Raw genomic sequence first — 21,785 nt, 5'->3', positions numbered from 1 at the left:
TGGTTATGCCTCCTCGGCGGCGAACCGCTTCGTGCCGTCCACCCAAGTCTCGAACACCTGGATCTGTGAAACTTCTGCGCCTGTGGTCTCAAGCGGGTTGCCCGCAAGGACCACGAAGTCAGCGCGCTTACCCGCTTCGAGCGAGCCGAGCTCGTTCTCGCGGCCGATCGACACTGCTCCCTCGAGCGTATGCGCTTTGAGTGCTTCCGCCGCGCTGATGCACAGCGAGTCGGGGCCGAGCTTCTTGCCGCGGCGGGTCACGCGGGTCACGGCCGCCTGAATTGCCTCGAGCGGGCGTGGCTCGGCAACCGGCGCGTCAGACGAGATTGTGATCGGCACGCCAGCGTCTCGAAACTCGCCGAGCGGGTTGAACCGTTCACCGGGGGTGCCGATGGCCTGCTCGACGCCCTCGCCCCAGTTGTAGTAGTGCTGAGTCTGGTTCACGGGGCGAATGCCGAGCTTCGCCATGCGCGCGATCTCTTCGGCGGCGGGCAGGCCACAGTGCTCGATGCGGTGGCGGGCGTCTGCGTCTGGTCGCTCCTCAAGCGCTGCCTCGATCGCGTCGACAACCATCTTGATGGCAACGGGCGACTGGGCGTGGGTCGCGGTCTGTAGACCGGCCGCGTGCGCCTTGCGCACGAGCTCCGTGTACTCGCGGGGCTCGTGGTAGAGCTGACCCTTGCGGCACGGGTCTTCGGCGTAGCCCTCAGGGAAGTAGGCGGTCCAGCCTCCCAGGGTGCCGTCTGCGTACAGCTTGATGCCGGTGGCCGAGAGGAACGAGTTGCCGAACGGGCCGGTGATGCCGAGCTCGATCACCTGGTCGAGCAGGTGCGACAGGAAGTAGGCCGAGACGCGCATGTTGAGCGCGCCGCGGCCTGCCATCTCAAGGTAGGCCGCCATCTCGCGCTGCGACACCTGGGCGTCGCCGATCGCGGTGACACCACCGGCGAGGAACTCGCGCTGCACGAGGTCGAGCTGGCGCTGGTGCTCGGCGGGCTCATCACCCAGGTGAAAGTTGGGGCCGTGGTGGCCGATCTTCACGCCGTGCAGGCCCGTGAGTACGTTGCAGGCGGCGTCAGACAGCTCACCCGTGAGCTCGCCCGCAGCGTCGCGGAAGAACTCGCCGCCCTCGGGGTTCGGGGTATCTTTTGTGATGCCGTACTTCTCGAGCGTGTACGAGTTCACGACGCCACCGTGGCCAGAGGCGTTCATGATGTACACCTCGCGGTCGGTCGCGATCTCGTCGAGTTCGAAGCGGGTGGGGTGGCGACGCTCGGCGAGGTTGCGCTGCTCGTAACCGAACCCGCGCACCGGCACACCTGCCGGGAGCTTCTCGGCGCCCGCGCGCATGCGCGTCACGATCTCGGGGATCGAGGCGACTTCTGCGGGGGTGATGTCGACCCAGGTGAGCAGCTGACCGTACATCAGCGGGTGAGCGTGCGCATCGATGAACCCGGGCACGATCGTCGCGTCGGGGTAGTCTGCGCGCTCGGGCTGAACGCCCGCCGCGACCGCGGCAGCCTCAACCTCGGCCACAGAACCAATCGCAAGAATCTTGCCGCCGGCAGTCAGCATTGCTTCTGCGGTGGGGCGAGCCTCATCGACGGTGAGGATCGCCTGTGCCGTGACGATCGTGGGCTGCGAGTCGCGTGCGTCGTAGGTTGCGAGCGTGCGCATTACTTGGTTCCTCCTGCGGTGTCGATGTGGGTGGTGTCAAGGCGGGCCTTGAAAGATTTGGTCACGGGTGCCAGGTCGGAGTGCTGCGGCGCAAACTTCACGCCGATCGCGGCGGCGAGTGTCAATACGCCAAAGAACGCGACGACCGACCAGAAGTTGCCGCCGGTGACGACGAGCAGTGTCGAAGCGATGACGGGCGACAGACCGCCCCACACTGCAGCACCAATGCCGTACGACAGCGACATGGACGTGTACCGGCCCTGGGGGCGGAACATCTGCGCCATGAGCGTTGACAGCGGCGCCCACGCGCCGCTGAGCGTGACACGAATGAGAATCACGAACAGCCAGATCAGCGCCACATTCTTCGCCTGAATCGACATCACGAGCGGAATCATCACGAGGAACGAAGGAATGATGCCGAGGTACATGACCGTCTTGGAGCCGATTTTGTCGCCGAGGGCCGCAATCGGCAGCGTCACGAGCATCTCAACGAGTGAGGCGATCGTCATCGCGCCCAGCAGAATCATCGGATCGAGACCGATTTCGGGGGTGTCAGCGTAGTTCTGCACGAACGTCGTCGCGACCACGTAGCCGCCCGAGGACATTGCGATGATCAAGAAGCCCATGAGAATGGGAAACCAGTTGTTCTTGAGTGAGAACAGCAGCGGGCTCGACTGCTCTTGCCCCTCAACCTTCGCTTCGAAGACCGGGGTTTCCTCGACCTTGAATCGTACCCAGAAGCCGACACCGATCAGCACGATGCTGAACAGGAATGGCAGACGCCAGCCCCACTCGAGCAAGAAGTCGTTGCCGAACGAACCGAGCAGCCAGAATGCACCGGTCGCCATGAGCGCGCCCAGCGGGTTGCCCACCTGGGTGAAGCCGCCGTAGAAGTTCTTCCACTTCGACGGTGCGCTCTCGACCGCCATGAGGCTCGCACCGCCCCACTCGCCACCGACGGCCAGGCCCTGCACCATGCGGCACAGGATCAGCATGACCGGCGCCCACATGCCGATCGTCGCGTAGCTCGGCAGTAGGCCGACGAGCGTGGTCGCAATGCCCATGAGAATGAGCGTGATCGTGAGCGCGGGCTTGCGGCCCAGCTTGTCACCCATGTGACCGAAGATGATGCCACCGAGCGGGCGCATGAAGAACGCGACCGCGTACGTGCCAAACGAAGCGAGGGTCGCGAGCGCCGGATCGAGGTCTTCGGGGAAGAACACGTGCGGAAAAATGATCGCCGCAGCGGTCGCGTAGATGTAGAAGTCGTACCATTCGATCGAGGTGCCGACGAGTGCGGCGAACCCTGCCCGAAGCGCACGTTTGTGCGTGCGCTCCTGGATGGGCGCGGCTGTTGATGACATGCAAAGCTCCTTCGCTTCAAAGTAAAGCGCGTGGCCCGGTGTACCGAGCGCACGAATATAGCTGCGACTCTAGGCGAGATTGTGGCGCGCGGCCACCCATATACACACAGAACTACAGGCGTTGACACTTGTTATGCGACGATTGCGCGCTCATTTGTTCTCAAAGCGTGCAGAATCGCCAAGTTCTACGAACTTTATGCGTAGACTGACTGACACTACCGCGTATTTCAGCGAGAAGGAGACACGCATGCCGCTCGGCCCAGGCGCAGACGCCCACCACGATCGTCTCGATGCCGAGCTAGTTCATGCGCTTCAGCTCGACGGCCGTGCGAGCATTCAAGACCTCGCCGAGCAGTTTGGAGTTTCACGCGACCTCGTGTCGCACCGACTCAAGTTCTTGTTCACGCAGGGCGGGCTGCGCGTAGTCGCCGCCGTTGATCCCGGGTTTGCGGGCCACCACCTACTCACGCACGCGATGGTCGATCTCGATGGGCCCGCGCGCCCCGTTGCCACCGATCTAGCACGCCTCGAGGGTGCCGTGTTCGTGTCACTCGTGAGCGGCACCTGCCCCCTCGTATTCGAGTCGCGCAACGCTGGGCAAGCAGAGCTGCACGAGACGCTCGCGCACGCTCGCAGGCTACCCGGGGTGGAGCGCATTCGCGTGACCACCTACGGTGAGATCCTCAAGGGATTCTTTGTGTCACAGCAGCGTTCAGAAATCGAACTCGACGCGCTCGACCACGAGCTGATCGGACATCTGCAGCACGACGGCCGTGCCAGCTACCGCACGCTCGCAGACCTGGTGCACCTGTCACCCTCTTCTGTACGCGCCCGGGTGCAGCGACTCATCGCCTCGGGCGTGATCCGGATCTCGGCCATCAAGGCCGGTGGCATCTCACGCAGTCGCCTCGCGATCGGCATTGGGATCACGGCGCGCGGTGCGACCGATGAGATTCGCGACTTCATTATGGAGTCCCAGGCGATTGATTTTGCGGCGTCGGCGCACGGGAACTTTGACTTCATCGCGACGCTCGTGGGCCCGAGCGCGGGCACGCTGCTGGCAACGTTAGAGGATCTGCGGGCGCTATCCGCGGTCGCCGCGATTGAGTCGTGGACGCACCTCGACATCGTGAAAGAGGACTACGCCCGCACGCTGGGAGCGCGCGAACCGCGCCGCGGGTGAGATGCGCGTGAGGCTCGCAGTCTAGCCGCCGAGAGCGCGCTGTACGCGGCTGAGCGAGATATTTTCGTGCAGCAGCACGCCCGTGCTGGTGCGCTGCTCGAAGTGGTAGCCCATGCGTCCCTGGCACAGCATGCCGATGAGGTAGGGCTCACTGGGGGTCCACATGATCCAGGTGGGCTGGCCGTCGGCGTTCGTGCCCAGGTAGGTGAACTCGATATCGCGGTCACCGATGCGCTGCACGCTCGGCGACAGCGTCTCCCGTGAGAGGGCGACACCGCCCGATCCCGTTTGCTGCATCTCACTCATAGCTCGATCCTAGCGAAAGATCAGCCCTGCGGCCTAGAGGGAGCGCGGCGCGCCCCCTCTAGGCCCTGCTTACTTGCCCGATTACGCCCCTGCGAAAAACGCGCCGGTCGCGCGCGCGAGACCGTGCAGGTCGTTCACATGGGCGAGCTCGCGTGCCGAGTGCATCGACAAGAGCGGCACCCCCACATCGACGGTGCGAATGCCGAGTCTCGTCGCGGTGAGCGGCCCAATGGTTGAACCGCACGGCACGGTGTTGTTCGACACGAACTCCTGTGTCGGCGTACCCGCCGCCGCACACGCACGCTGCCACAGGGCAGCACCGTGGGCATCGCTCGCGTAGCGCTGATTCGCGTTGACCTTGAGCATCGGCCCGCGCCCCGCTAGCGGGCGCACGTTGGGGTCGTGCTTCTCGGGGTAGTTCGGGTGCACCGAGTGCCCCGCATCTGCCGAGACGCACCACGACGACGCATTGGCACGCGCCGTGTCTTCGACCGTCGCCCCGAGCCCCGCGCGCAGGCGCGCCAGGACGTCTTCAAGAAACGGCCCGCAGGCGCCTGAGCGCGTTGAGGAGCCCAGCTCTTCGTGGTCGAAAGCTGCGAGTATGGCAATGGTGCCGGGCTGCGGCTCCGCCTCCATGAGCGCCACGAGGCCCGCGAACGTCGAGCTCAGGTTGTCCATGCGCGGCGAGGCAAAGAACTCACCGGTCGCCCCGATGCGGGCGGGCGGCTGTGTGTCAAACAATCGTACGTCGGTGCCCGCAATGTCACTCGCGCGCACGTTCGTGCCGCTGCCAGCGTTGCTGTCAGCACTACTGGTTGCGATGTTACCTGCGTTTGCCGCGGCAGCAAGCAGCTCGAGCACCGACACCTCGCCCGGCGTCGCTCCCGGCACTGCGAGCACCGGCTGCGTGTGACGCTGCCGGTTGAGCGTGAGCCCCTCGTTCGCTTCGCGGTCGAGGTGAATCGCGAGCTGCGGAATGCGCGCCACCGCTCCCGTGCACACGAAGTGCTCGGCGCCGTCACGCGTCACAACGCGACCGGCAAACCCCAGGTCACGGTCGAGCCACGAGTTGATGAGCGGCCCGCCGTACACCTCGACGCCCGCCTGCGCCCAACCGTCAGCCACAAAATCGGGCTGCGGCTTGAGCACAAAACCGGGTGAGTCGGTGTGTGCGCCGAGAATGCGCACGGGGCTTTGCGGCCCCACCCCCGATCCGGCACGCCAGGCAATGATCGCGCCGTCACGAACGACGAAACCGCGGGCGCCCGATTGGGTGGGAGCCCAGGCGACCGCCTCGTCGTGCCCGACGAAGCCGGCCGCAGTGAGTGCCGCGGCAGCTTCGTGGGCTGCGTGGTACGAGCTGGGCGATGCGGCCACGAACTTGGCGATCGCGTCGATGTAGGCGTTCTGGTCGCCCAATAGTGCGGTCATTGGTTACTCGGCGCTCACAGCTTCTGCGGCCTCGGGCTTTTCGGGCGCCTCGAATGCGGCGGCGAACTCGGCCAGCAGACGCGCGCCGAAACCGGTCGAGCCGACCGAGCGCCACAGGTCATCGCTCTCAGACTGCATCGTGCCCGCGATGTCGAGATGGCCCCAGGGGGTGCCGTCGACAAACTCGTTCAAGAACAGGGCCGCGAGAATCGCGCCGGCGTATGCGCCACCCATGTTCGACAGATCGGCCACGTTCGACTTGAGCTGTTCGCGGTAACGGTGGTCGAGCGGCATGCGCCAGATGTTCTCGTCGGTCGCTTCAGCCGCGGCCTCGAGCTGCGCCGCGATCTGGTCGTTGTTAGCGAGCATCGCCGCGGTGCGGGTGCCAAACGCGGCCATTGCCGCGCCGGTGAGCGTCGCGATGTCGACGATCGCGTCGGGGCGCTCGCCGCCTATCGCGGTGTCTTCGGTTGCGAGCACCAGGCCGTCGGCAAGCACCAGGCGCCCCTCGGCGTCGGTGTTCTTCACCTCAACCGTCTTGCCGCCGCGAATGGTGAGCACGTCGCCCAGCTTCATGGCGCTACCCGACGGCATGTTGTCGGTGCACATCAGCCAGCCGGTGACGGCGCTTTGCACGCCGAGCTCGGCGAACGAGGTCATGGCGGCGAAGACCGCGCCCGCGCCCATCATGTCGAACTTCATGGCGGCGTGCATCGCGTTCGAGGGCTTCAGGCTGATGCCACCCGAGTCATACATGATGCCCTTGCCGATGAGCGCGAGGTGCCCCTCGGGGTCGGCGGGGCGGTAGCTCAGCTTGATCATGCGCGGCTCTTGCACGCTACCGGCGTTCACGCCGAGCAGGCCGCCCAGTCCCATCTCTTCGACCTGCTTCAGGTCGAAGACCTCGACGCCCAGGCCAAACTCGGGGGCGATCTGCTCGATAATCTCGCCAAACTTGTCGGCGTTGAGGTGACGCGGCGGCGTGTTAGCGACGTCGCGCGCGATGGCCGCGGTGCGGGCGAGCACGAGGCCTCGGGCGACCCCCTGCTCTGCTTCTTCGGTGTACTCGGCGGGCACCTGCAGTGTCAGCTCTGCGAGTTCGACCGTGACCGGCTCGTTCTTCAGCGCGTCGTAACGGTAGCGGGCGAGGGCCGCGCCCTCAATGGCGGCCTGCACAGCGACGCCGGCATCCCACTCGCCCGTGCCCAGTAGTTCGGTGAGATCGACCGCGATGTGGCCGCACTCGCGGGCCGCACGAGTGAACGCGGCGACAGCATCGCGCAGTTCAGCGTCGGTCTCGATGCCGGTCTTGCCGGTGCCCACGAGAACCGTGAGGGGGCTGCCGGGCAGCACGAGGGTCTGGTTGGAGCCAGCCTTGAAGCCAGCGGCGGCGAGCGCCTCGCGGTCTAGGGCACCCACTGATGCGGGCAGATCGCCCTCAGCAGCCACGAACACGGCCTGCGCGCCGTGGCCGGTGGTGGCCTCTGTAGTGAGGCTCACGCTCGTAGTGCGTGAGAGAGAAGGGACGGGATCGAAGGCTGCATCAATCTGAACACTCATGCGACCAGCCTATCGCCGCGGGCTTCGCGCTTCGGTGCTTGTTCGCGTGGGGCTCACCCCTGGGCAAGCGCGGCGACGGGCGAGATCCGGATCGCGCGCTGCGCCGGTGCTACCGCGGCCCCGATGGCGAGCAGCACGCCGAATCCTGCGACGCCCCCGATGATCGGCAGCGGGATCGACGGCGCGGCAAGACCTAGGCTCGCGCCGAAGATCGATTGCGCCGCGATCCAGCCGTAGAACACGCCCAGCACGAGCCCCAGACCGAGCGCCGCGGTGACCATCTGCACGCTCTCGGCGATCACCATGCGGCGCACCTGGCCGCGCGTGAAGCCGAGGGCTCGCAGCAGGCCGAGTTCGCGTGTGCGCTGCAGCACGCTGAGCGAGAGCGTGTTGACGAGGCCCACTGCGGCGATGATCGCCGAGAACCCGACGAGCCCTACAAGCACCGCGGTTGTGATGGCCAGGGTTTGGTTGAGTGTTTCGATGTCTTGCTGCGCGCCACCGAAGGCCTGAAACGCCATGTCTTTGTAGCTTTCGAGTGCGACAGCGAACATTGTGACGAGGGTGACGCCGATGACGAGGCCGATGGTGGAGCGGGCGCTGCGCTCTGGAAAGCGCACGGCGTTGCCGGCGGCTATCGTGCCGACCGGGCCGCGCCCGAGCGTGCGACCGGTGAGGTTCAGGAGCGGCGGCATCACAAAGTGGGCGCCAATCGCGATGCCGGTGAATGAGAAGAGACCCCCAAAGAACGAGACGAGCAGCGCGAAGGGCGAGCCCAGGCTGAGCAGCAGCCCCAGCGCAAGCAGCACCGCGCCTCCCACCAAGAACAAAATCGCGATCACGGTGCGGCCAGTGCGGTTCTTCGCTTGTTCGGTGGTGAGTTCGACCGCAGCGCCGGTGGCCGCAATAGGTGAAACGGTGCCGACGCGGCGCGATCCGGCCCAGGCGGCCACCCAGGTCGTGAGTGAGACTGTCACGACGGCCCCGATCGTGAGCGGGTCGAACAGCGGGTAGTCGCGGCCTGCAGGCAGGAAGCCGGTGCCACCCCAGGCGCCTGTGCCCCACTGCACGATCGCGATGACGAGCCCGGTCGCGAGAATCATGCCGATGACGGATCCGATGGCCCCCATCGCGAGACCCTCTGCCGCGACTCGAGCGCGGACTCGCTTCGAGGTCGCACCCACGAGTCGCAGCAACGCGATCGTGCGGGTGCGGCCCGCGATGATCGTGGCAAACGTGTTGGCGGTGACGATCGCACCTACATACAGCGCGATGACAATAAAAACGAATGAGACGCTGAGCAGCAGGGCCTTGAACGTGCTCGACTCTTCGGCGAGCGCCGGATCGATCGCGGCGGTCATAATGCCGCTTATGTGGATCAGGGTGACGGCGAAGAGCGAGCTCAGCGCGGTCACGATGATGGTGGCGGCGTGATCCTTGATCTGGGATCCGGTGCTCATGATCGCACCGCCGTGGCGCTGCGATCTTCGAGCCCCAGCATGGTGACCGAGATGTCGGCGGCCGACATGGCCCCGCGGTCTGACACGATCTGCCCGTCAGCCAAGAACAGGATGCGGTCGGCATAGCTCGCCGCAACCGGGTCGTGCGTCACCATCGCGATGCTTTGCCCGGTCTCGGTAACGGCGGCGCGCAGCAACTGCAGCACGTCGCGGCCGGTGCGCGAGTCAAGCGCCCCGGTGGGTTCGTCGGCAAAGATCACGTCTGGCTTCGTCGCCAGCGCCCGTGCGATCGCGACGCGCTGCTGTTGGCCGCCCGAAAGCTGGTGGGGCCGGTGGCCAAGGCGCTCACGCAGGCCGAGGGCATCAATAAGCGCCTCGACACGGGCGCGCTCGGTGACATCGGGCTTGCGTCCGTCAAGTTCGAACGGCAGCCGCAGATTGCCCATCACGTCGAGCGTGGGCACCAGGTTGAAGGCCTGAAACACGAACCCGATTCGGCGACGGCGCAGCTTCGTGAGCGCGGCATCGCCGAGGCGTGTGATCTCGTCATCGCCGAGCCACACCTGCCCCTCGCTCGCGGTGTCGAGCCCCGCCATCACGTGCATCAGCGTCGACTTGCCAGACCCCGAGGGCCCCATGATCGCGGTGAACTGGCCACGGCCGATGCCGATCGAAATATTGTCGAGGGCCGTGACCCGCTGGCCGCCTTTGCTACCAGGGCCGCCCGGGCCGAAGTGCTTACTGAGGTGAGTGACGCGTGCGACGACGCCGATATCGCTGGACTTGATATGCATGCCTCCAGGCTAGAAATCGCGTGGCATACACACATCGGCCGGGGGTACCGCAGTAATAGCACTCAGGTACCGACGCCACGTGAGACCAGGGGTCACCAAACAGCCCCGCAATTCGCACTAATATGATGAGTTTATAAACCCACAAACTCGTGGAGGTATTAATGCCACTCGGCGATGCGCAACGCCCCCTGTATGAGATCAAGGCGAACCTCTTTAAAGGCCTCGCCCACCCGTACCGCATTCGCATCCTTGAACTCTTGAGCAACGCACCCGAGGTATCGGTGCAGACCATGCTCGGAGAGACGGCGCTCGAACCTTCGCACCTGTCGCAGCACCTCGGAGTGCTGCGCAGATACGGCCTCGTGGTTTCTGAGCGCCGCGCGAGCATCGTCTACTACCAGCTCGCGTACCCGGAGATCTCCGATCTCTTGCGCGTCGCTCGCGGCCTACTGCATGAGCTGCTCAGCAGCGACGAGGCACGCACGGCAGCAGCCACCCTGCCCAGCATTGCGCGTTCCGAGGAGGGGGCAGCATGACCGCGAGTGCCGGATCCGGTGCACGCGGCAGTTCGTGGCTTAGCTCGCTACTCCCCAGCGCGCAGACTACAGCGGCGTGCGTCGCAGCTGGAGGGGCGATCTAGCCGCGGGGCTCACCGTCGGCATCGTTGCGCTGCCGCTGGCGCTCGCGTTCGGTGTCAGCTCTGGGGTTGGGGCAGGAGCGGGGCTCATCACCGCAATCGTCGCGGGCATCGTCGCGGCGGTGTTTGGTGGTTCACACGTGCAGGTGTCTGGGCCGACCGGGGCCATGGTCGTCATACTCGCACCGATCGTGGCGGCCCACGGCGCGCAGGTCGTTGCCCTCGTGAGTGTTATGGCGGGCGTTTTTGTGCTCCTTGCGGGCTTGCTGCGCCTTGGCCGCACGGTGAGCTATATTCCCTGGCCGGTGATCGAGGGGTTTACCGCCGGTATCGGCATCATTATCTTCATGCAGCAGGTGCCCGCTGCGGTTGGGGTGAGTGACCCGAACCTGTCGACGAATGCGCTTGTTGCCGCGGTGCAGGCAATCGGGGCTGCTTCGTGGCCGGCAGCTGCGCTACCCGTCGCGGCAGTGGCAGCCGTGGCCGCTATCATGCTGCTGCTCGCAAGATTCGCCCCCGGCGTGCCCGGGTCTTTCATCGCGATCATCATCGTCTCACTCGTCGCCTTGTTCGCGGTGCTGCCGTTACCCTCGATCGGTGAACTACCGCATTCACTGCCGGCGCCGGCCCTCCCACAGTTTGACCTCTCGCTCATAATGAGCCTCACCGGGCCCGCGTTAGCCGTTGCAGCATTGGCGGCGATTGAGTCGCTCTTGTCTGCGCGCGTGGCGGCATCGTTAGCCGATACCGGCTCTGTGCAGTCCGACCGTGAATTGGTTGGCCAGGGTCTCGCGTCGCTCGCGGCAGGATTGTTTGGCGGTATGCCTGCCACCGGGGCGATCGCCCGCACAGCCGTGAATGTGCGCAGCGGTGGCCGCACGCGGGTAGCCGCGATCACCCACTCACTCGAACTCATTGTCGTTGTGGTTGCGGCCGCTAGCGTTGTCGCCCGCATACCCCTAGCGGCCCTCGCCGGCGTGCTCATGATGACGGCTGCCAGAATGGTGTCGCTATCAACGCTTCGCCGGGTAGCGCGGGCCGGCGGCTCAAACCTCGTCATCTACACGCTCACCCTCTGCGTGACGGTCGCATTCGACCTCATCATCGCGGTGGGCATCGGCCTGGCGGCGGCGGCTTTCTTCGCGCTGCGCGCGCTCAGCCGCATGAGCGGTGCACATCGCGAACGACTGCCGGGCACTCCCCAGCTCGGCGACGACCGCATCGCACTTTTTCGCATCTCGGGGTCCCTGTTTTTTGGTGCGGCAGATCGTCTAGCCGACGCGGTCACGGTCGCGCAAGAATACGGTGTCGAAGTGGTCGTGCTGCGGCTCTCGCAGGTGCAACTCGTCGACGCTACTGGCGCGCACGCGCTCGCTGACCTCGTCGGCACGCTCGAACGACGCGGGGTCACCGTGCTCATTAAGGGCGTGAGAGACGAACACCGTGCCCTATTTGAGCAGCTCGGGGTCATGAGTTCGCTGCGGCATCCCAACCACCTGTTCTCCCAGCTGGATCCGGCGCTCAGTCACGCGCGTTCGCACGTTGCGCGGGGCCGAGCTAGCGTTGCCGGGCAAGCCTAAGCAGACTCCTCGCGCAGCGCCGAGATCTCGCTGAGCAAGTCGGCCATCTTCCAGCACCGCACGCCCATCGCAGTTTTACCGTCGGCTGACACCAGAAACGCCGCTGTAACTGCGCCCCATTTACGCACCCGCACCTCATTGATTGCATCAAGCGCGAGGCCGAAGTCCCGGTGTACGTCAGCCACTCCGAACAGGTTGTTGACAATGTTGTTCACGCGGTTGGCTTTGAAGAGCACCGCTGTCGAGGCCAACGAGATGCGCCCGCCAATCCAGTTCAGCCGCCTAAAAACCTCGGCGTCACTCAGACTATCGAGGGTGGCGACGTCGATCAGCACCACATTTGCGATTCGTGAGGTTCCCATATTGAAAGTCATCGTATCGCCCACTCTGCTGGGGCACGATCCGGCCCTCCTGCGGGTTTCGAAACAACCGGGAATAGATGCGCATGCATCTAGGTTGCACCCGGCATGAGAGCGTTCGGTTTCCTGTCCTTCGGCCACTACGGCCCCGTACCCGGGTCGCGCGTTCGCACCGCGGGCGACATGCTGCGCCAGACCATCGAGCTCGCCGAGGGCGCCGACGAGATCGGCGTAAACGGGGCATACGTGCGCGTGCACCACTTCGCGCGCCAGGCTGCATCGCCGATGCCGCTACTCACGGCGATGGCCGCCCGCACGAAGCGCATCGAAGTGGGCACTGGCGTCATCGACATGCGGTACGAGAACCCGCTGTACTTCGCTGAGGAGGCCGCGGCGCTCGACGAGATCGCAATGAACCGCATCGCCCTCGGTGTGAGCCGGGGGTCACCCGAACCCGCTCTTCGCGGCTACGAAGCGTTCGGCTACACGGGCTCTGAGGACCCTCGCGGCGCCGACATCGCCCGCGACAAGTTCGAGCTATTTCTGCGCGCGATCGACGGCGAGGGCATCGCCTCGGCAGATCCTCAAATGGGCCCGGCAGGAAAGCTCGCGATCGAACCCCACTCCCCCGGTCTGCGCGACCGCATTTGGTGGGGCGCCGGATCAACCCCCACCGCCATCCAAACGGGCGAGATGGGGCTCAACATGATGAGCTCAACGCTTCTCACGGAGGCGACGGGCGAGCCGTTTCACATATTGCAGCGCAAGCAGATCGACGCCTACCGCAAGGCCTACTTTGACGCGGGTCACACTCGCCCACCGCGCGTCTCGGTGAGCCGCAGCGTGTTTCCCATCATGAACGCGAATGATGAGGCCTACTTTGGGCTGCGTTCACGCGATGCCGGCGATCAGATCGGTGTGATCGACGGGTTCCGCTCGACGTTTGGCAAGACCTACGCGGCAGAGCCGGATCAGCTGGTCGAGCAGCTCCTCGCCGATGAAGCGGTGATGGCGGCAGACACCCTCATGCTGACGATTCCCAACCAGCTAGGACCCGAGTACAACCTGCACATTCTCGAGTCGTTCGCGAAGCACGTCGCGCCTGCATTGGGCTGGAAGCCGAACACCGAGGGGCCTGTGCAGGGGTACGCGATCTAGCGCGCTAGCGGAGTGGTGTGGATTGCAAAAGACTCATCATGACAATCGATGCGCCAGAAACTCAGTCACATGCCACAGCTACGTGTCACCGTGTAACACAGGAGGATTCGATGTCAACAACGACTATCACTCTGCGCCTCACAGAGTCCGAGAAGTAACTGCTTGCAGATTACGCAACGACGTTCGGTGTGAGCATTTCTGAGTTTGTACGCAACACAGCGCTCGCTCGCATTGAGGATGAACTCGACCTCGTTGCATGGGAAGACGCGAAACGCGAATTCGACAACGACCCGAGAACACTGACTCCTGACGAGATCGCAGCGAAATACCTTTGAATGTAGCAACTGCTCTATTCTCAGCGAGCCGATAGACAGCTCAGCAAACTCGACGCCGGGGTCCGTCGTGTCATTGTGGCTTGGCTCAATAAGAACCTCGATGGGTGCGATGATCCCCGCGCGACCGGTAAAGGGCTTAAAGCGAGCTTGTCGGGCAAGTGGCGCTACCGCATCGGTGACTATCGCGTGCTCTGCGAGATACGCGATGCCGAACTCGTCATCCTTACTATCGAAATCGGTTATCGATGCAATATCGACGAGTGAGCCTAATATGCGATCTGACGTCATTTCCCGTTCGAATCCAGGTAGTCTGACAAGACTGTGAGCACGACTCCGCAACACCCCAGGATTCGCCCTTACCAAGCCGACGACGCTACGCCCACGCTGAGAATTTTCACGACGGCGATTACAAGGACCGCGGCAGCTGATTACTCTCCAGAACAGATTATGGCTTGGGCCCAACCTGGCCTGCGAGACGCCACAGAATGGCACCTCGCCATGCACAACCGAAACAGTTTTGTCGCCACTTTGCACGATGAAGTCGTTGGCTTCTCTGATGTTGATGAGCATGGGCACATCGACATGATGTTCGTGGACCCCCAACACCAGCGGCAAGGAGTCGCGCACACACTTCTTACCGAGGCGGAAAGACAAGCGAGGGAGCTCCATGCGGCAAGTCTGACGGCTGATGTCAGCATCACCGCCCGGCCTTTCTTCGAGAAACACGGATTCTGCGTCGAGCGCCGACAGGAGCCCGTCAAGCATGGAGTAAAGCTCGTGAACTATCGAATGCGCAAGGTGCTCAATGAAAGCCACACTTAGCGCCCATCAGGGCCGTAAGTGCGATCGTGAGTTAGCCTGTGCGCATGCTGATGCGCCGCCTGGCAAGCCTCGCCCTTATGATCGGGCCGCTACTCTTTGCTCTTTCGCCATTCTTCTGGGTGGGCAAACACTATGGCGTCGTCGGCGGGTTTCTCGTCGCGATCTCCACCGTGCCTTGGCTGTTCGGGCTCATTAGTGAGTACGACGCGCTGCGTGCGAAGCTTCCAGTGTGGTCGGGGCTCTGGATGCTGCTCACCCTCATTGGAGCGTTTGGTACCGTCGCGTTCGGCATACAGGGAGTCTTCGAGAGTCTGCTCGGTTTCGGCGAATGGCGCGGGGCTGCGACTTTCGACACGTATCCGCTTCCTGTAACCCTCATACTTATGACCGCCGGGCCCGCCTTTCCGCTCGCGCTTTTCATCCTGGGGGCCATGTACTGGAAGACCGGCCTCGTGCCACGCTGGGCGGCGGCCCTGCTCATGTTCGCAGCTATCGCGTTTCCCATCGCAAGGGTTACCCGCGACTTCCCTTTTGTCTTCATCGCCGACTTCACCATGCTCGCGGCATTCTGCGCGATCGCTTGGTACGCATCACGCCGCCCCGCGCCTCATTTAGTTGACTAATACCCGGCTCCAACTCCGGATCAGGTATTTTAACCCAAACGCAGTCGTTATATTTCTGTTATAAATAGTGCTGCTGGGGCCTGTTCTGACGCGATTTCGGGTTGTTTTGGGTCGCTTTCGCCAGGTTTCCGAGTGCTTTTGCCGGCGGGTGCGAGGCGATGTCGGTGTCAATGTCGGTGGTCCAAGCGACCATAGAGACATGGAACTTTTCGCCTCACTGACGCAGCAGCTGGCAGCGGTACGCCAGCTGGTTGGTGAGGTGCCCGCGGCCTGCGAGATCCCCGAAATTGTGCGCCAGTTGCCCGACGACGAGGTGCTCGCGGTACTCACCTCGGCAGCCGCGGTCGTGCACGAGCTCGAACTGTTGCAGCTCGCCGCGACCGGTGTCGTGGTCGAGCGTTCGAGCCGTGAGGCCGGGCATGCAGGGCTTGCACAGTCGCGGGGGTTTCGTAACCCGGCGACGCTGATTCAGCAGCTCACCGGTGCCACCCGTGCCGAGGCGCTGCGCGGGGTGCGCGTGGGTGAGTCTTTGTTCGAGCAGGCACCCGCCTGGCCCGAGGGCATGCCGCTACCGGCCGAAGTGCCGGGCGGCGGTGATGGTGCTGGGACTGGCGATGACGCTGGGAGTGGCGACGACGCCGACGGCAGTGGAAACACTGGCGCGGGGGTGACTGACGGCACTGCCCCCGATAGTGCGGGCGCTGCCGGTGACACCGGGAGTGCCGACGGCAGCGGTGACGCCGGTACCGCCCTGGCGCCACCCGAGCCGTGGCATGCCCCCCTGCGGGCGGCGCTCCTTGAGGGCTCCTTGTACGAGTCGCAGCACGACGCGATCCGCACCGGACTCGGCGAACCACCCGCGCCGTCTCTGCAGCGCGAAACCCCCGACACCGATACGGGCGCCGACAATGGCGATACCGTCACCGACATGGGCGATACCGATACCTGTACCGACACAGACACCGACACCGACACCGACACCGACACCGACACCGGCGGTGGCGATACGGGGGCGCGCACGTTCGCCGAGCTGCAACACGAAGCGTTAGCGCTCGCCGAGGTGTGGCGGCTCGCCGCCGAAGAACTCATCCGTGAAGCGCCACTGCGCACGGTCGAAGAGCTGCGCCAGGCCGCCCGCAACATTCGCGACATCCTCGACCCGGCAGGCGCCGAGGCCCGGTCACGGGCACGCTACGAGGCCCGCTCGTTCAGGCTGTGGCGCGACGCGGCCGGCGCCTGGCGCGGATCCTTCACCTTCGATGACGAATCCGGGGCGCTCATACGCAGCCTTATCGACACTGCGCTACGCCCCCGCCGGGGCGGTCCCCGGTTTGTGGACCCGGCCGACAAAGCGCGCGCGCAGCAGCTTATCGATGACCCGCGCACCAACGATCAACTCACCCACGACCTCATGATCGACGCCGTCTCGAGCGGCATCACCGCCGACCCCGCCACCACGCTCGCCGCCCAGAAACCGAGCGTACGCGTGGTGACCGTGCTCCACCGCGGCAGCCGCTCCACACCACCGACCGCCGCACCGGCCGCCTCACCGGCCGCCTCACCGGCGGCGCCACCACAGGCGCAGCCTTCACCCACAGCGCAGCGAGCAGAATCACCGACAGCACCACCGGCCGCCACACCGGCGGCACGATCGCTGACAGACCTCAAACAACAGGCCCAGCAGCTCCTCACCCAGCCCGCCCCGGCACAGCCCGGGCAGGGCATCAGTGAAGCAGACGGCAGCGTGCTCCCGGCGGGCACGCTCGCACGGCACCTGTGTAACACGGGACTCATCAACGTGATCGTGGACGACGCCGGTAACCCGCTCAACATGGGCCGCACCCAACGCCTGTACACGAGCGCCCAACGCGTCGCCTTGTCGCTGCGTGATGGGGGCTGCCGGTGGCTGAACTGTGACCGGCCCGCATCATATTGCGAGGCGCACCACATTGACGAGTGGGTCGCGGGCCACGGCCGCACCGATATCGCTACCGGAATCTTGCTCTGCCGGTACCACCACGGGCAGCTCCACCACGGTGGCTGGCGCATCACCCGCGACGGCGACGGCCCCTTCATGCTGCACGACAAACACGGCACCGCGCATGAACTACCGGTGCGCGCCGACCGGTCCACGATGTGGAACTTTACCGACCTCACCCCGCTCCCGCCACGGCTCTACCCACGCCCAGACACACCTCCAGACCCAGACACACCGCCAGACCCGGGCACACCGCCAGGCCCGGGCACTCCACCGGATTCAGGAACGCCACCAGGTGCAGGCACCCCACCGGATTCTGGCACCCGACCGGGTGCAGGCGCACCACCGGATTCAGGAACGCCACCAGGTGCAGGCACCCCACCGGATTCAGGCACCCCACCGGACTCAGACACTCCGCCCAACCCAGATACCCCACCGGGCGCGCAGGAACCACCTGCGTGGTCACCGGACGCAAAGGCTCCAAACACACAGGCGCCAAACTCACAGGCGCCAAGCACACATGTGCCAAACACACAGGCGCCAAGGACACAGGCGCAAAGCACACAGGCGCCAAGGACACAGGCGCCAAGCACACAGCAACCCGCTCAACGAGACCAGCAGCCACCCCAGCTGCCAACCCAGCTGCCGATCTTCATCGAACAGCAGGAGCCACTGACCGCAACGAACTTCAATATTTCGCCGACGCCAACACCAACACCAACACCAACACCAACACCAACACCAACGGTGACCGCATCAGCTTGGGCGCCACCACCGAGAACTCCAACCCCAACTGAGCCACCCCCCGGCCAGCCCCAATATCGAACCCGCGGCTCGCCCCGCGGCCACGCCCGCCCCTCAGGCGAGCATGCTCTCCCAGATGAGTCAAGGGCTGGTGCCGGCTCAGAGTCGCTCCATGTCCAGCACTCGCCGCATCGCGAACAGCGAGCCAGGCGCCCCGCCGGGGTAGCGCCGCACACACCGGCCCAGCAGAAGATGCCCTGTTATCACCTCCATCACGCACCTTCATCACGCACCTTCATCACGAACATCCATCACGCGCCTTCATAACGAACATTCATCACGAACATTCATCACGAAGAGCCTGATTAGGATTGGACACAATGCAGTTCAGCCGACCTTCGCGTCTCACACCAGGGGGAACATGATGCACCGTTACAAGCCCAGAACCCTTGCGGCAGCGGCCCTCACCTGTGCAGCCGCCCTGTTCCTACTTCCGGGTTGCAGTATCGTTTCCAACGTCACAGATCTTTTTGGTGACAAGAGTGCCGAGTCGAGCGAAGGCCCCCGCAACAGCGCTAAGAAGCCCTCTGAGCAGTCCTCCACGTCAGAGCAAGAAGATGCAAAGCAGGCCGCCGAAGAGAGGAAACAAAAAACTGAAGACGCTCAGCGCGAAGCAGAAGAAGCCAAAAAGGCTGAAGAAGCCAAACGCGCCCGGCTCGTGCTCCCCTCCGCCTGCGACGCCATGAATTCGACCGCATACGACGAGGCCACCGCGGCAATCGCCAACCTCAACCTCACAGTGCCTATTCAACAAGCACGCCTCGACAGTTTTGAGTTCACAGCGGGTGAGGTCGCGAAGGCCACGATGCAAAAAGCGGTCCGCTTCGAGAGCTGTTCGTACCCCGTCTATTTCCACAACGCTGTAGTCCAGTATGTAATCGAGATAGCAGCCGCCGATCAGGCCTCCCTTATTTCTGCGCTGCGCGACGACCCCACCATCACCGAGAAGTCTTCAGGTAGCGTGGTGCACTTCACATTTGACCAGTACTACGAGGGGCAGCGCGGCGCCCCGATGAGCACGAGGGTGAACTACATCTTTATGGGCAACGCATGGATCGCCCTGTTCGACAACGGTGAGCTCGACTACGCTCCCGCCGCGATCGAGGGGCTGCGCGCGGCCAACCCCACGCTGTAAATCAGCTCCCGCCCACCGGCATTAGGCTGAGTCCGTATGTTTGAAGCACGCACGCACCTCGTTTATACCCGCGACGGCCGCACGCTCACAGGCTCCTCCATCGGCCCGACCGATGGCCACCCTGTGCTGTTTATCTCAGGTGCGGCGACCGGCAAAAGCATGACTTTTGGTGACGAGTATCTCAGCCAAACGGGCCTACTCCTCGTCACAATGGATCGGCCCGGCATCGGCGGTTCGACGCCCGACACTACACGCACGCTGGCATCGACCGCCGACGATTACCGTAATTTCATGCGCGAGGTCACCGGTTCAGACGCCCCATTTCACGTCGTCGCAAACTCCCAGGGCTCGGTCTTTGCGCTGCAGCTCGCCGCAAGCAAGGTCCTCGAGTCCCTCACCTTGGTTTCGCCCGCTGACGAGCTCGCCCACCCCGCGATCCACGCCCAGTTGCCCGCTGAGGCCACCGCACTCGCTGACCTTGCGCGGCACGATCCGGATCAAGCCGCAACGATCTTAGCCGGGCTTGACATGCAGGCCATGGAGAGCATGGTCCTTGCAGGCTCACATCCGTCCGATGCCGCGTTCTATCGCAGCGAGCCCTTCGCGACCCGCTATCGCGATGCACTCGCCGAGGGGTTCGCATGCGATGGCGCTGGCTATGCGCGAGACACGCTCATCGCTATGCGCCCATGGGGCATAGAGCTCGACACCATCGCATGCCCGGTCACGATGCTATTTGGCGCGCTCGACCTGTCACACTCACCGGATCACGGGGCCACGCTCGCCTCTCGGATCACGGGCGCCACCCGCACCGTGCTCCAAGACGCGGGCGGCGCGCTCTTGTCGACCCACTCGCGCCTGGTGCTAGACACCGTGCTCGACGCCATGCTCGGCACTGTGCTCGGCACCGCACCTGAGCTGGCAAGCTGACGCTCTGCAGACGCGCAACACGGCAAGCAAACAACAGGGCAAGCGAGCAACCGTTCAACCGTTCAACCAGCCGCAGGGCGACCGAGCGCCCCGGTAGCTCCTACATCGCGCGGTACGCGGCGCTCATTCCTACGACGTAGTGCTCAAAGCTGGGCTCCTCGGTGTCTTCGGTCGCCGCGACGAGCAGGTCGAGGTAGTACTCCCACCCCGGGCCGATCTCGCCAAGCTCGACGCGCTCGGTGAGCAGCTGGGTGAACAGCAACACCGTGTCGTCGTCGCCGTCGGCCTCGAGCGCAAACGCCATCTCCCAGTCAACGCCCTCGTCAAGCACGTGCAGCACGAGCCTGTTTGGCGCCTCACACGCACGAATTCCGACGCGCAGAGCGGGCTCATGCGATTCGAAGCGCATGCGCACGCGTACACCGCTACCCGGCTGCGCGTCCCCCTCCCACGGCCCAAACCAGCGCTCAGTGAGGTCTGATTCGGTGAGAAACTGCCACGCCTCGTCGATCGGCAGCGCGAGCGACCGCGCGATCTGCAGGTACCTACGCCCCTCGTTTACAACGACGCGTCCACTTGCTTCCATGGGGTGCCTCCTCTAGGTCTCACTCAGCGTATCTGGCAGGCGCCATCCCTGCCCGAGAATGTTCGCCATAGCGAACTTAGGATCGCGGCCAATCGAGGCCTGATCTGGGGTTCTCACTCGCTCCGGATCATTGCTAACGTTGCATCTCGTACTTGCGACGCGCGCTGGTGGCAGCGCGGTAGCGCTGTGTGTTGGTGCGACCGCAGCGCTTTTTTGTGTAGTTTGAGCCCCCGAGGAGTGAGCATGAGCGAGATCGATATCGCGAACCCCCATGACTACGACCACCGCCACGCCGATGTCTCTTCTGGCTGGCTGCGCGCGAGCGTCTTTGGCGCCATGGATGGGCTCGTCTCAAACGTCGGCCTGATCGCTGGTATCGCAGCGGCCGGAGCCCCCACCGGTGTTGTTGCCCTCACAGGCGTATCGGGCCTCATTGCGGGCGCGATCTCAATGGCGCTCGGCGAGTTCACATCGGTGCGCACCGCGAACGAGCAGCTCGACACCGAGGTGGAGGTCGAGCGCGAAGCTCACGCCCGCAACCCCGAGGGTGAGCAGGCAGAGCTGGCCGTGTTGTTTGAGCGTTTGGGCATGGAGCCCGGCACCGCCACGTCTGCCGCTGTGCAGGTGCACGCCAACACCGAGCAGGCTGTGCGTGTGCACCTCGCTCACGAGCTCGGGCTCAGCCCCGAAGAGAAGCCGTCTCCCTGGGTCGCCGCAGTGTCATCGTTTATTTCGTTTGGCATCGGCGCCATCATTCCGGTGCTGCCCTTCCTCTTTGGCTTTGGTGACCTGTGGTGGGGCCTCGCATTTGGTGGGGCTGGTCTGCTCGTGGCGGGTGGCCTCGCAGCCGGCATAACCCGGCGCAGCTGGCTCAAGGGAGCGGTGCGCCAGCTCGTCTTTGGCGGTGTCGCGGTCGCCGCGACCTACACGATAGGCGCAATGCTTGGCGTGTCTGAATTTAGCTAACCCAAGAGCTCGGCTCTCACCAGATACACGGCTCGCATACCGGTGACCGTATGCTCCAGCGGATACATTGGCCAAAGCAATCGGCAATTGCCTTTTA

20 protein-coding genes are annotated in these 21,785 nt (G+C 64.4%); 10 read left to right on the top strand and 10 right to left on the bottom strand.

All coding sequences use genetic code 11. From position 1 onward, the window contains the following. Nucleotides 1-3: 3 nt before the first annotated feature. Together ACXR2T_RS00235 and ACXR2T_RS00230 are read right to left on the bottom strand one after the other, a co-directional pair. Entirely contained in the window at nucleotides 4-1,677 is a 1,674-nt protein-coding gene (locus tag ACXR2T_RS00235; RefSeq protein ID WP_458838126.1) for an amidohydrolase, read from the bottom strand. After that, entirely contained in the window at nucleotides 1,677-3,041 is a 1,365-nt protein-coding gene (locus ACXR2T_RS00230) for an MFS transporter (RefSeq protein ID WP_458811559.1), read from the bottom strand. The genes ACXR2T_RS00235 and ACXR2T_RS00230 overlap by 1 nt, the downstream gene beginning before the upstream one ends. 247 nt (nucleotides 3,042-3,288) lie before the next feature. Here ACXR2T_RS00230 and ACXR2T_RS00225 point away from each other — a divergent pair, with 247 nt between their 5' ends. After that, the gene (locus ACXR2T_RS00225; RefSeq protein WP_458838127.1) at nucleotides 3,289-4,224 is read left to right on the top strand and encodes an Lrp/AsnC family transcriptional regulator; all 936 of its coding nucleotides are present in this window, start codon (nucleotides 3,289-3,291) and stop codon (nucleotides 4,222-4,224) included. Nucleotides 4,225-4,245: 21 nt separating this feature from the next. Here ACXR2T_RS00225 and ACXR2T_RS00220 read toward each other — a convergent pair whose 3' ends face one another. From ACXR2T_RS00220 to ACXR2T_RS00200, 5 genes are all read right to left on the bottom strand, one after another. After that, nucleotides 4,246-4,530 carry a hypothetical protein gene (locus ACXR2T_RS00220; RefSeq protein ID WP_458811563.1) on the bottom strand — a complete coding sequence of 95 codons (285 nt, stop codon included), beginning with the start codon at nucleotides 4,528-4,530 and terminating at the stop codon, nucleotides 4,246-4,248. 81 nt (nucleotides 4,531-4,611) lie between these two features. Then, entirely contained in the window at nucleotides 4,612-5,961 is a 1,350-nt protein-coding gene (locus ACXR2T_RS00215) for a M18 family aminopeptidase (protein ID WP_458838128.1), read from the bottom strand. Between the two features lie 3 nt (nucleotides 5,962-5,964). Continuing rightward, complete coding sequence (locus ACXR2T_RS00210) at nucleotides 5,965-7,521, bottom strand: leucyl aminopeptidase family protein (protein ID WP_458838129.1); 1,557 nt, start codon at nucleotides 7,519-7,521, stop codon at nucleotides 5,965-5,967. 53 nt (nucleotides 7,522-7,574) lie between these two features. Next, a complete protein-coding gene (locus ACXR2T_RS00205; protein WP_458838130.1) occupies nucleotides 7,575-8,981 on the bottom strand; it encodes an ABC transporter permease in 1,407 nt (468 codons plus the stop codon). Beyond that, entirely contained in the window at nucleotides 8,978-9,775 is a 798-nt protein-coding gene (locus ACXR2T_RS00200) for an ABC transporter ATP-binding protein (RefSeq protein ID WP_458838131.1), read from the bottom strand. Before ACXR2T_RS00200 ends, ACXR2T_RS00205 begins: the two co-directional genes overlap by 4 nt. Nucleotides 9,776-9,936: 161 nt before the next feature. Between ACXR2T_RS00200 and ACXR2T_RS00195 the strand changes: the two genes are divergently transcribed. Then, on the top strand, nucleotides 9,937-10,311 hold the full coding sequence (locus ACXR2T_RS00195) for an ArsR/SmtB family transcription factor (protein WP_458838132.1): 375 nt from the start codon (nucleotides 9,937-9,939) through the stop codon (nucleotides 10,309-10,311). Nucleotides 10,312-10,387: 76 nt separating this feature from the next. After that, nucleotides 10,388-11,992 carry a SulP family inorganic anion transporter gene (locus ACXR2T_RS00190; RefSeq protein WP_458838133.1) on the top strand — a complete coding sequence of 535 codons (1,605 nt, stop codon included), beginning with the start codon at nucleotides 10,388-10,390 and terminating at the stop codon, nucleotides 11,990-11,992. Here the strand turns inward: ACXR2T_RS00190 and ACXR2T_RS00185 are convergent. Beyond that, nucleotides 11,989-12,354, bottom strand: a complete 366-nt coding sequence (locus ACXR2T_RS00185; RefSeq protein WP_458838134.1) for a hypothetical protein — start codon at nucleotides 12,352-12,354, stop codon at nucleotides 11,989-11,991. The two genes, ACXR2T_RS00190 and ACXR2T_RS00185, sit on opposite strands and share 4 nt — an antisense overlap. Nucleotides 12,355-12,459: 105 nt before the next feature. Here ACXR2T_RS00185 and ACXR2T_RS00180 point away from each other — a divergent pair, with 105 nt between their 5' ends. Continuing rightward, complete coding sequence (locus ACXR2T_RS00180) at nucleotides 12,460-13,509, top strand: LLM class flavin-dependent oxidoreductase (RefSeq protein ID WP_458838135.1); 1,050 nt, start codon at nucleotides 12,460-12,462, stop codon at nucleotides 13,507-13,509. 113 nt (nucleotides 13,510-13,622) lie between these two features. Here the strand turns inward: ACXR2T_RS00180 and ACXR2T_RS00175 are convergent, their stop codons facing one another. Further along, nucleotides 13,623-14,132 carry a hypothetical protein gene (locus ACXR2T_RS00175; protein WP_458838136.1) on the bottom strand — a complete coding sequence of 170 codons (510 nt, stop codon included), beginning with the start codon at nucleotides 14,130-14,132 and terminating at the stop codon, nucleotides 13,623-13,625. A 159-nt stretch (nucleotides 14,133-14,291) separates the two neighbouring features. Here ACXR2T_RS00175 and ACXR2T_RS00170 point away from each other — a divergent pair, with 159 nt between their 5' ends. The 5 genes from ACXR2T_RS00170 to ACXR2T_RS00150 all read left to right on the top strand — a co-directional run bounded on the left by ACXR2T_RS00170 (nucleotide 14,292) and on the right by ACXR2T_RS00150 (nucleotide 20,136). Then, on the top strand, nucleotides 14,292-14,666 hold the full coding sequence (locus tag ACXR2T_RS00170; RefSeq protein ID WP_458838163.1) for a GNAT family N-acetyltransferase: 375 nt from the start codon (nucleotides 14,292-14,294) through the stop codon (nucleotides 14,664-14,666). A gap of 44 nt (nucleotides 14,667-14,710) precedes the next feature. Continuing rightward, the gene (locus ACXR2T_RS00165) at nucleotides 14,711-15,289 is read left to right on the top strand and encodes a hypothetical protein (protein WP_458838137.1); all 579 of its coding nucleotides are present in this window, start codon (nucleotides 14,711-14,713) and stop codon (nucleotides 15,287-15,289) included. A 199-nt stretch (nucleotides 15,290-15,488) separates the two neighbouring features. Continuing rightward, nucleotides 15,489-18,338, top strand: coding sequence for a hypothetical protein (locus tag ACXR2T_RS00160; protein ID WP_458838138.1), 2,850 nt, complete (start codon nucleotides 15,489-15,491; stop codon nucleotides 18,336-18,338). A 94-nt stretch (nucleotides 18,339-18,432) separates the two neighbouring features. After that, entirely contained in the window at nucleotides 18,433-19,206 is a 774-nt protein-coding gene (locus tag ACXR2T_RS00155; RefSeq protein ID WP_458838139.1) for a hypothetical protein, read from the top strand. A 36-nt stretch (nucleotides 19,207-19,242) separates the two neighbouring features. Then, on the top strand, nucleotides 19,243-20,136 hold the full coding sequence (locus ACXR2T_RS00150; protein ID WP_458838140.1) for an alpha/beta fold hydrolase: 894 nt from the start codon (nucleotides 19,243-19,245) through the stop codon (nucleotides 20,134-20,136). 100 nt (nucleotides 20,137-20,236) lie between these two features. On the opposite strand, the gene ACXR2T_RS00145 is transcribed toward ACXR2T_RS00150, so the two are convergent. Continuing rightward, nucleotides 20,237-20,722: an SRPBCC domain-containing protein gene (locus ACXR2T_RS00145; RefSeq protein WP_458838141.1), complete on the bottom strand. Its 486-nt coding sequence runs from the start codon at nucleotides 20,720-20,722 to the stop codon at nucleotides 20,237-20,239. Nucleotides 20,723-20,965: 243 nt separating this feature from the next. Here ACXR2T_RS00145 and ACXR2T_RS00140 point away from each other — a divergent pair, with 243 nt between their 5' ends. After that, on the top strand, nucleotides 20,966-21,688 hold the full coding sequence (locus tag ACXR2T_RS00140) for a VIT1/CCC1 transporter family protein (protein ID WP_458811585.1): 723 nt from the start codon (nucleotides 20,966-20,968) through the stop codon (nucleotides 21,686-21,688). Nucleotides 21,689-21,785 lie beyond the last annotated feature (97 nt).

It is taken from the genome of Leucobacter faecis (assembly GCF_054456635.2).
The sequence above is the reverse complement of the archived record's forward strand: the minus strand, read 5'-3'. Positions and strand labels throughout refer to the sequence as shown.

What these genes read in the sequence shown, in the direction of transcription:
- ACXR2T_RS00235 (WP_458838126.1), bottom strand. Translation starts at nt 1,677, where the DNA reads ATGCGCACGCTCGCAACCTACGACGCACGCGACTCGCAGCCCACGATC.
- ACXR2T_RS00230 (WP_458811559.1), bottom strand. Translation starts at nt 3,041, where the DNA reads ATGTCATCAACAGCCGCGCCCATCCAGGAGCGCACGCACAAACGTGCG.
- ACXR2T_RS00225 (WP_458838127.1), top strand. Translation starts at nt 3,289, where the DNA reads ATGCCGCTCGGCCCAGGCGCAGACGCCCACCACGATCGTCTCGATGCC.
- ACXR2T_RS00220 (WP_458811563.1), bottom strand. Translation starts at nt 4,530, where the DNA reads ATGAGTGAGATGCAGCAAACGGGATCGGGCGGTGTCGCCCTCTCACGG.
- ACXR2T_RS00215 (WP_458838128.1), bottom strand. Translation starts at nt 5,961, where the DNA reads ATGACCGCACTATTGGGCGACCAGAACGCCTACATCGACGCGATCGCC.
- ACXR2T_RS00210 (WP_458838129.1), bottom strand. Translation starts at nt 7,521, where the DNA reads ATGAGTGTTCAGATTGATGCAGCCTTCGATCCCGTCCCTTCTCTCTCA.
- ACXR2T_RS00205 (WP_458838130.1), bottom strand. Translation starts at nt 8,981, where the DNA reads ATGAGCACCGGATCCCAGATCAAGGATCACGCCGCCACCATCATCGTG.
- ACXR2T_RS00200 (WP_458838131.1), bottom strand. Translation starts at nt 9,775, where the DNA reads ATGCATATCAAGTCCAGCGATATCGGCGTCGTCGCACGCGTCACTCAC.
- ACXR2T_RS00195 (WP_458838132.1), top strand. Translation starts at nt 9,937, where the DNA reads ATGCCACTCGGCGATGCGCAACGCCCCCTGTATGAGATCAAGGCGAAC.
- ACXR2T_RS00185 (WP_458838134.1), bottom strand. Translation starts at nt 12,354, where the DNA reads ATGGGAACCTCACGAATCGCAAATGTGGTGCTGATCGACGTCGCCACC.
- ACXR2T_RS00180 (WP_458838135.1), top strand. Translation starts at nt 12,460, where the DNA reads ATGAGAGCGTTCGGTTTCCTGTCCTTCGGCCACTACGGCCCCGTACCC.
- ACXR2T_RS00175 (WP_458838136.1), bottom strand. Translation starts at nt 14,132, where the DNA reads ATGACGTCAGATCGCATATTAGGCTCACTCGTCGATATTGCATCGATA.
- ACXR2T_RS00170 (WP_458838163.1), top strand. Translation starts at nt 14,292, where the DNA reads ATGGCTTGGGCCCAACCTGGCCTGCGAGACGCCACAGAATGGCACCTC.
- ACXR2T_RS00165 (WP_458838137.1), top strand. Translation starts at nt 14,711, where the DNA reads ATGCTGATGCGCCGCCTGGCAAGCCTCGCCCTTATGATCGGGCCGCTA.
- ACXR2T_RS00160 (WP_458838138.1), top strand. Translation starts at nt 15,489, where the DNA reads ATGGAACTTTTCGCCTCACTGACGCAGCAGCTGGCAGCGGTACGCCAG.
- ACXR2T_RS00155 (WP_458838139.1), top strand. Translation starts at nt 18,433, where the DNA reads ATGATGCACCGTTACAAGCCCAGAACCCTTGCGGCAGCGGCCCTCACC.
- ACXR2T_RS00150 (WP_458838140.1), top strand. Translation starts at nt 19,243, where the DNA reads ATGTTTGAAGCACGCACGCACCTCGTTTATACCCGCGACGGCCGCACG.
- ACXR2T_RS00145 (WP_458838141.1), bottom strand. Translation starts at nt 20,722, where the DNA reads ATGGAAGCAAGTGGACGCGTCGTTGTAAACGAGGGGCGTAGGTACCTG.
- ACXR2T_RS00140 (WP_458811585.1), top strand. Translation starts at nt 20,966, where the DNA reads ATGAGCGAGATCGATATCGCGAACCCCCATGACTACGACCACCGCCAC.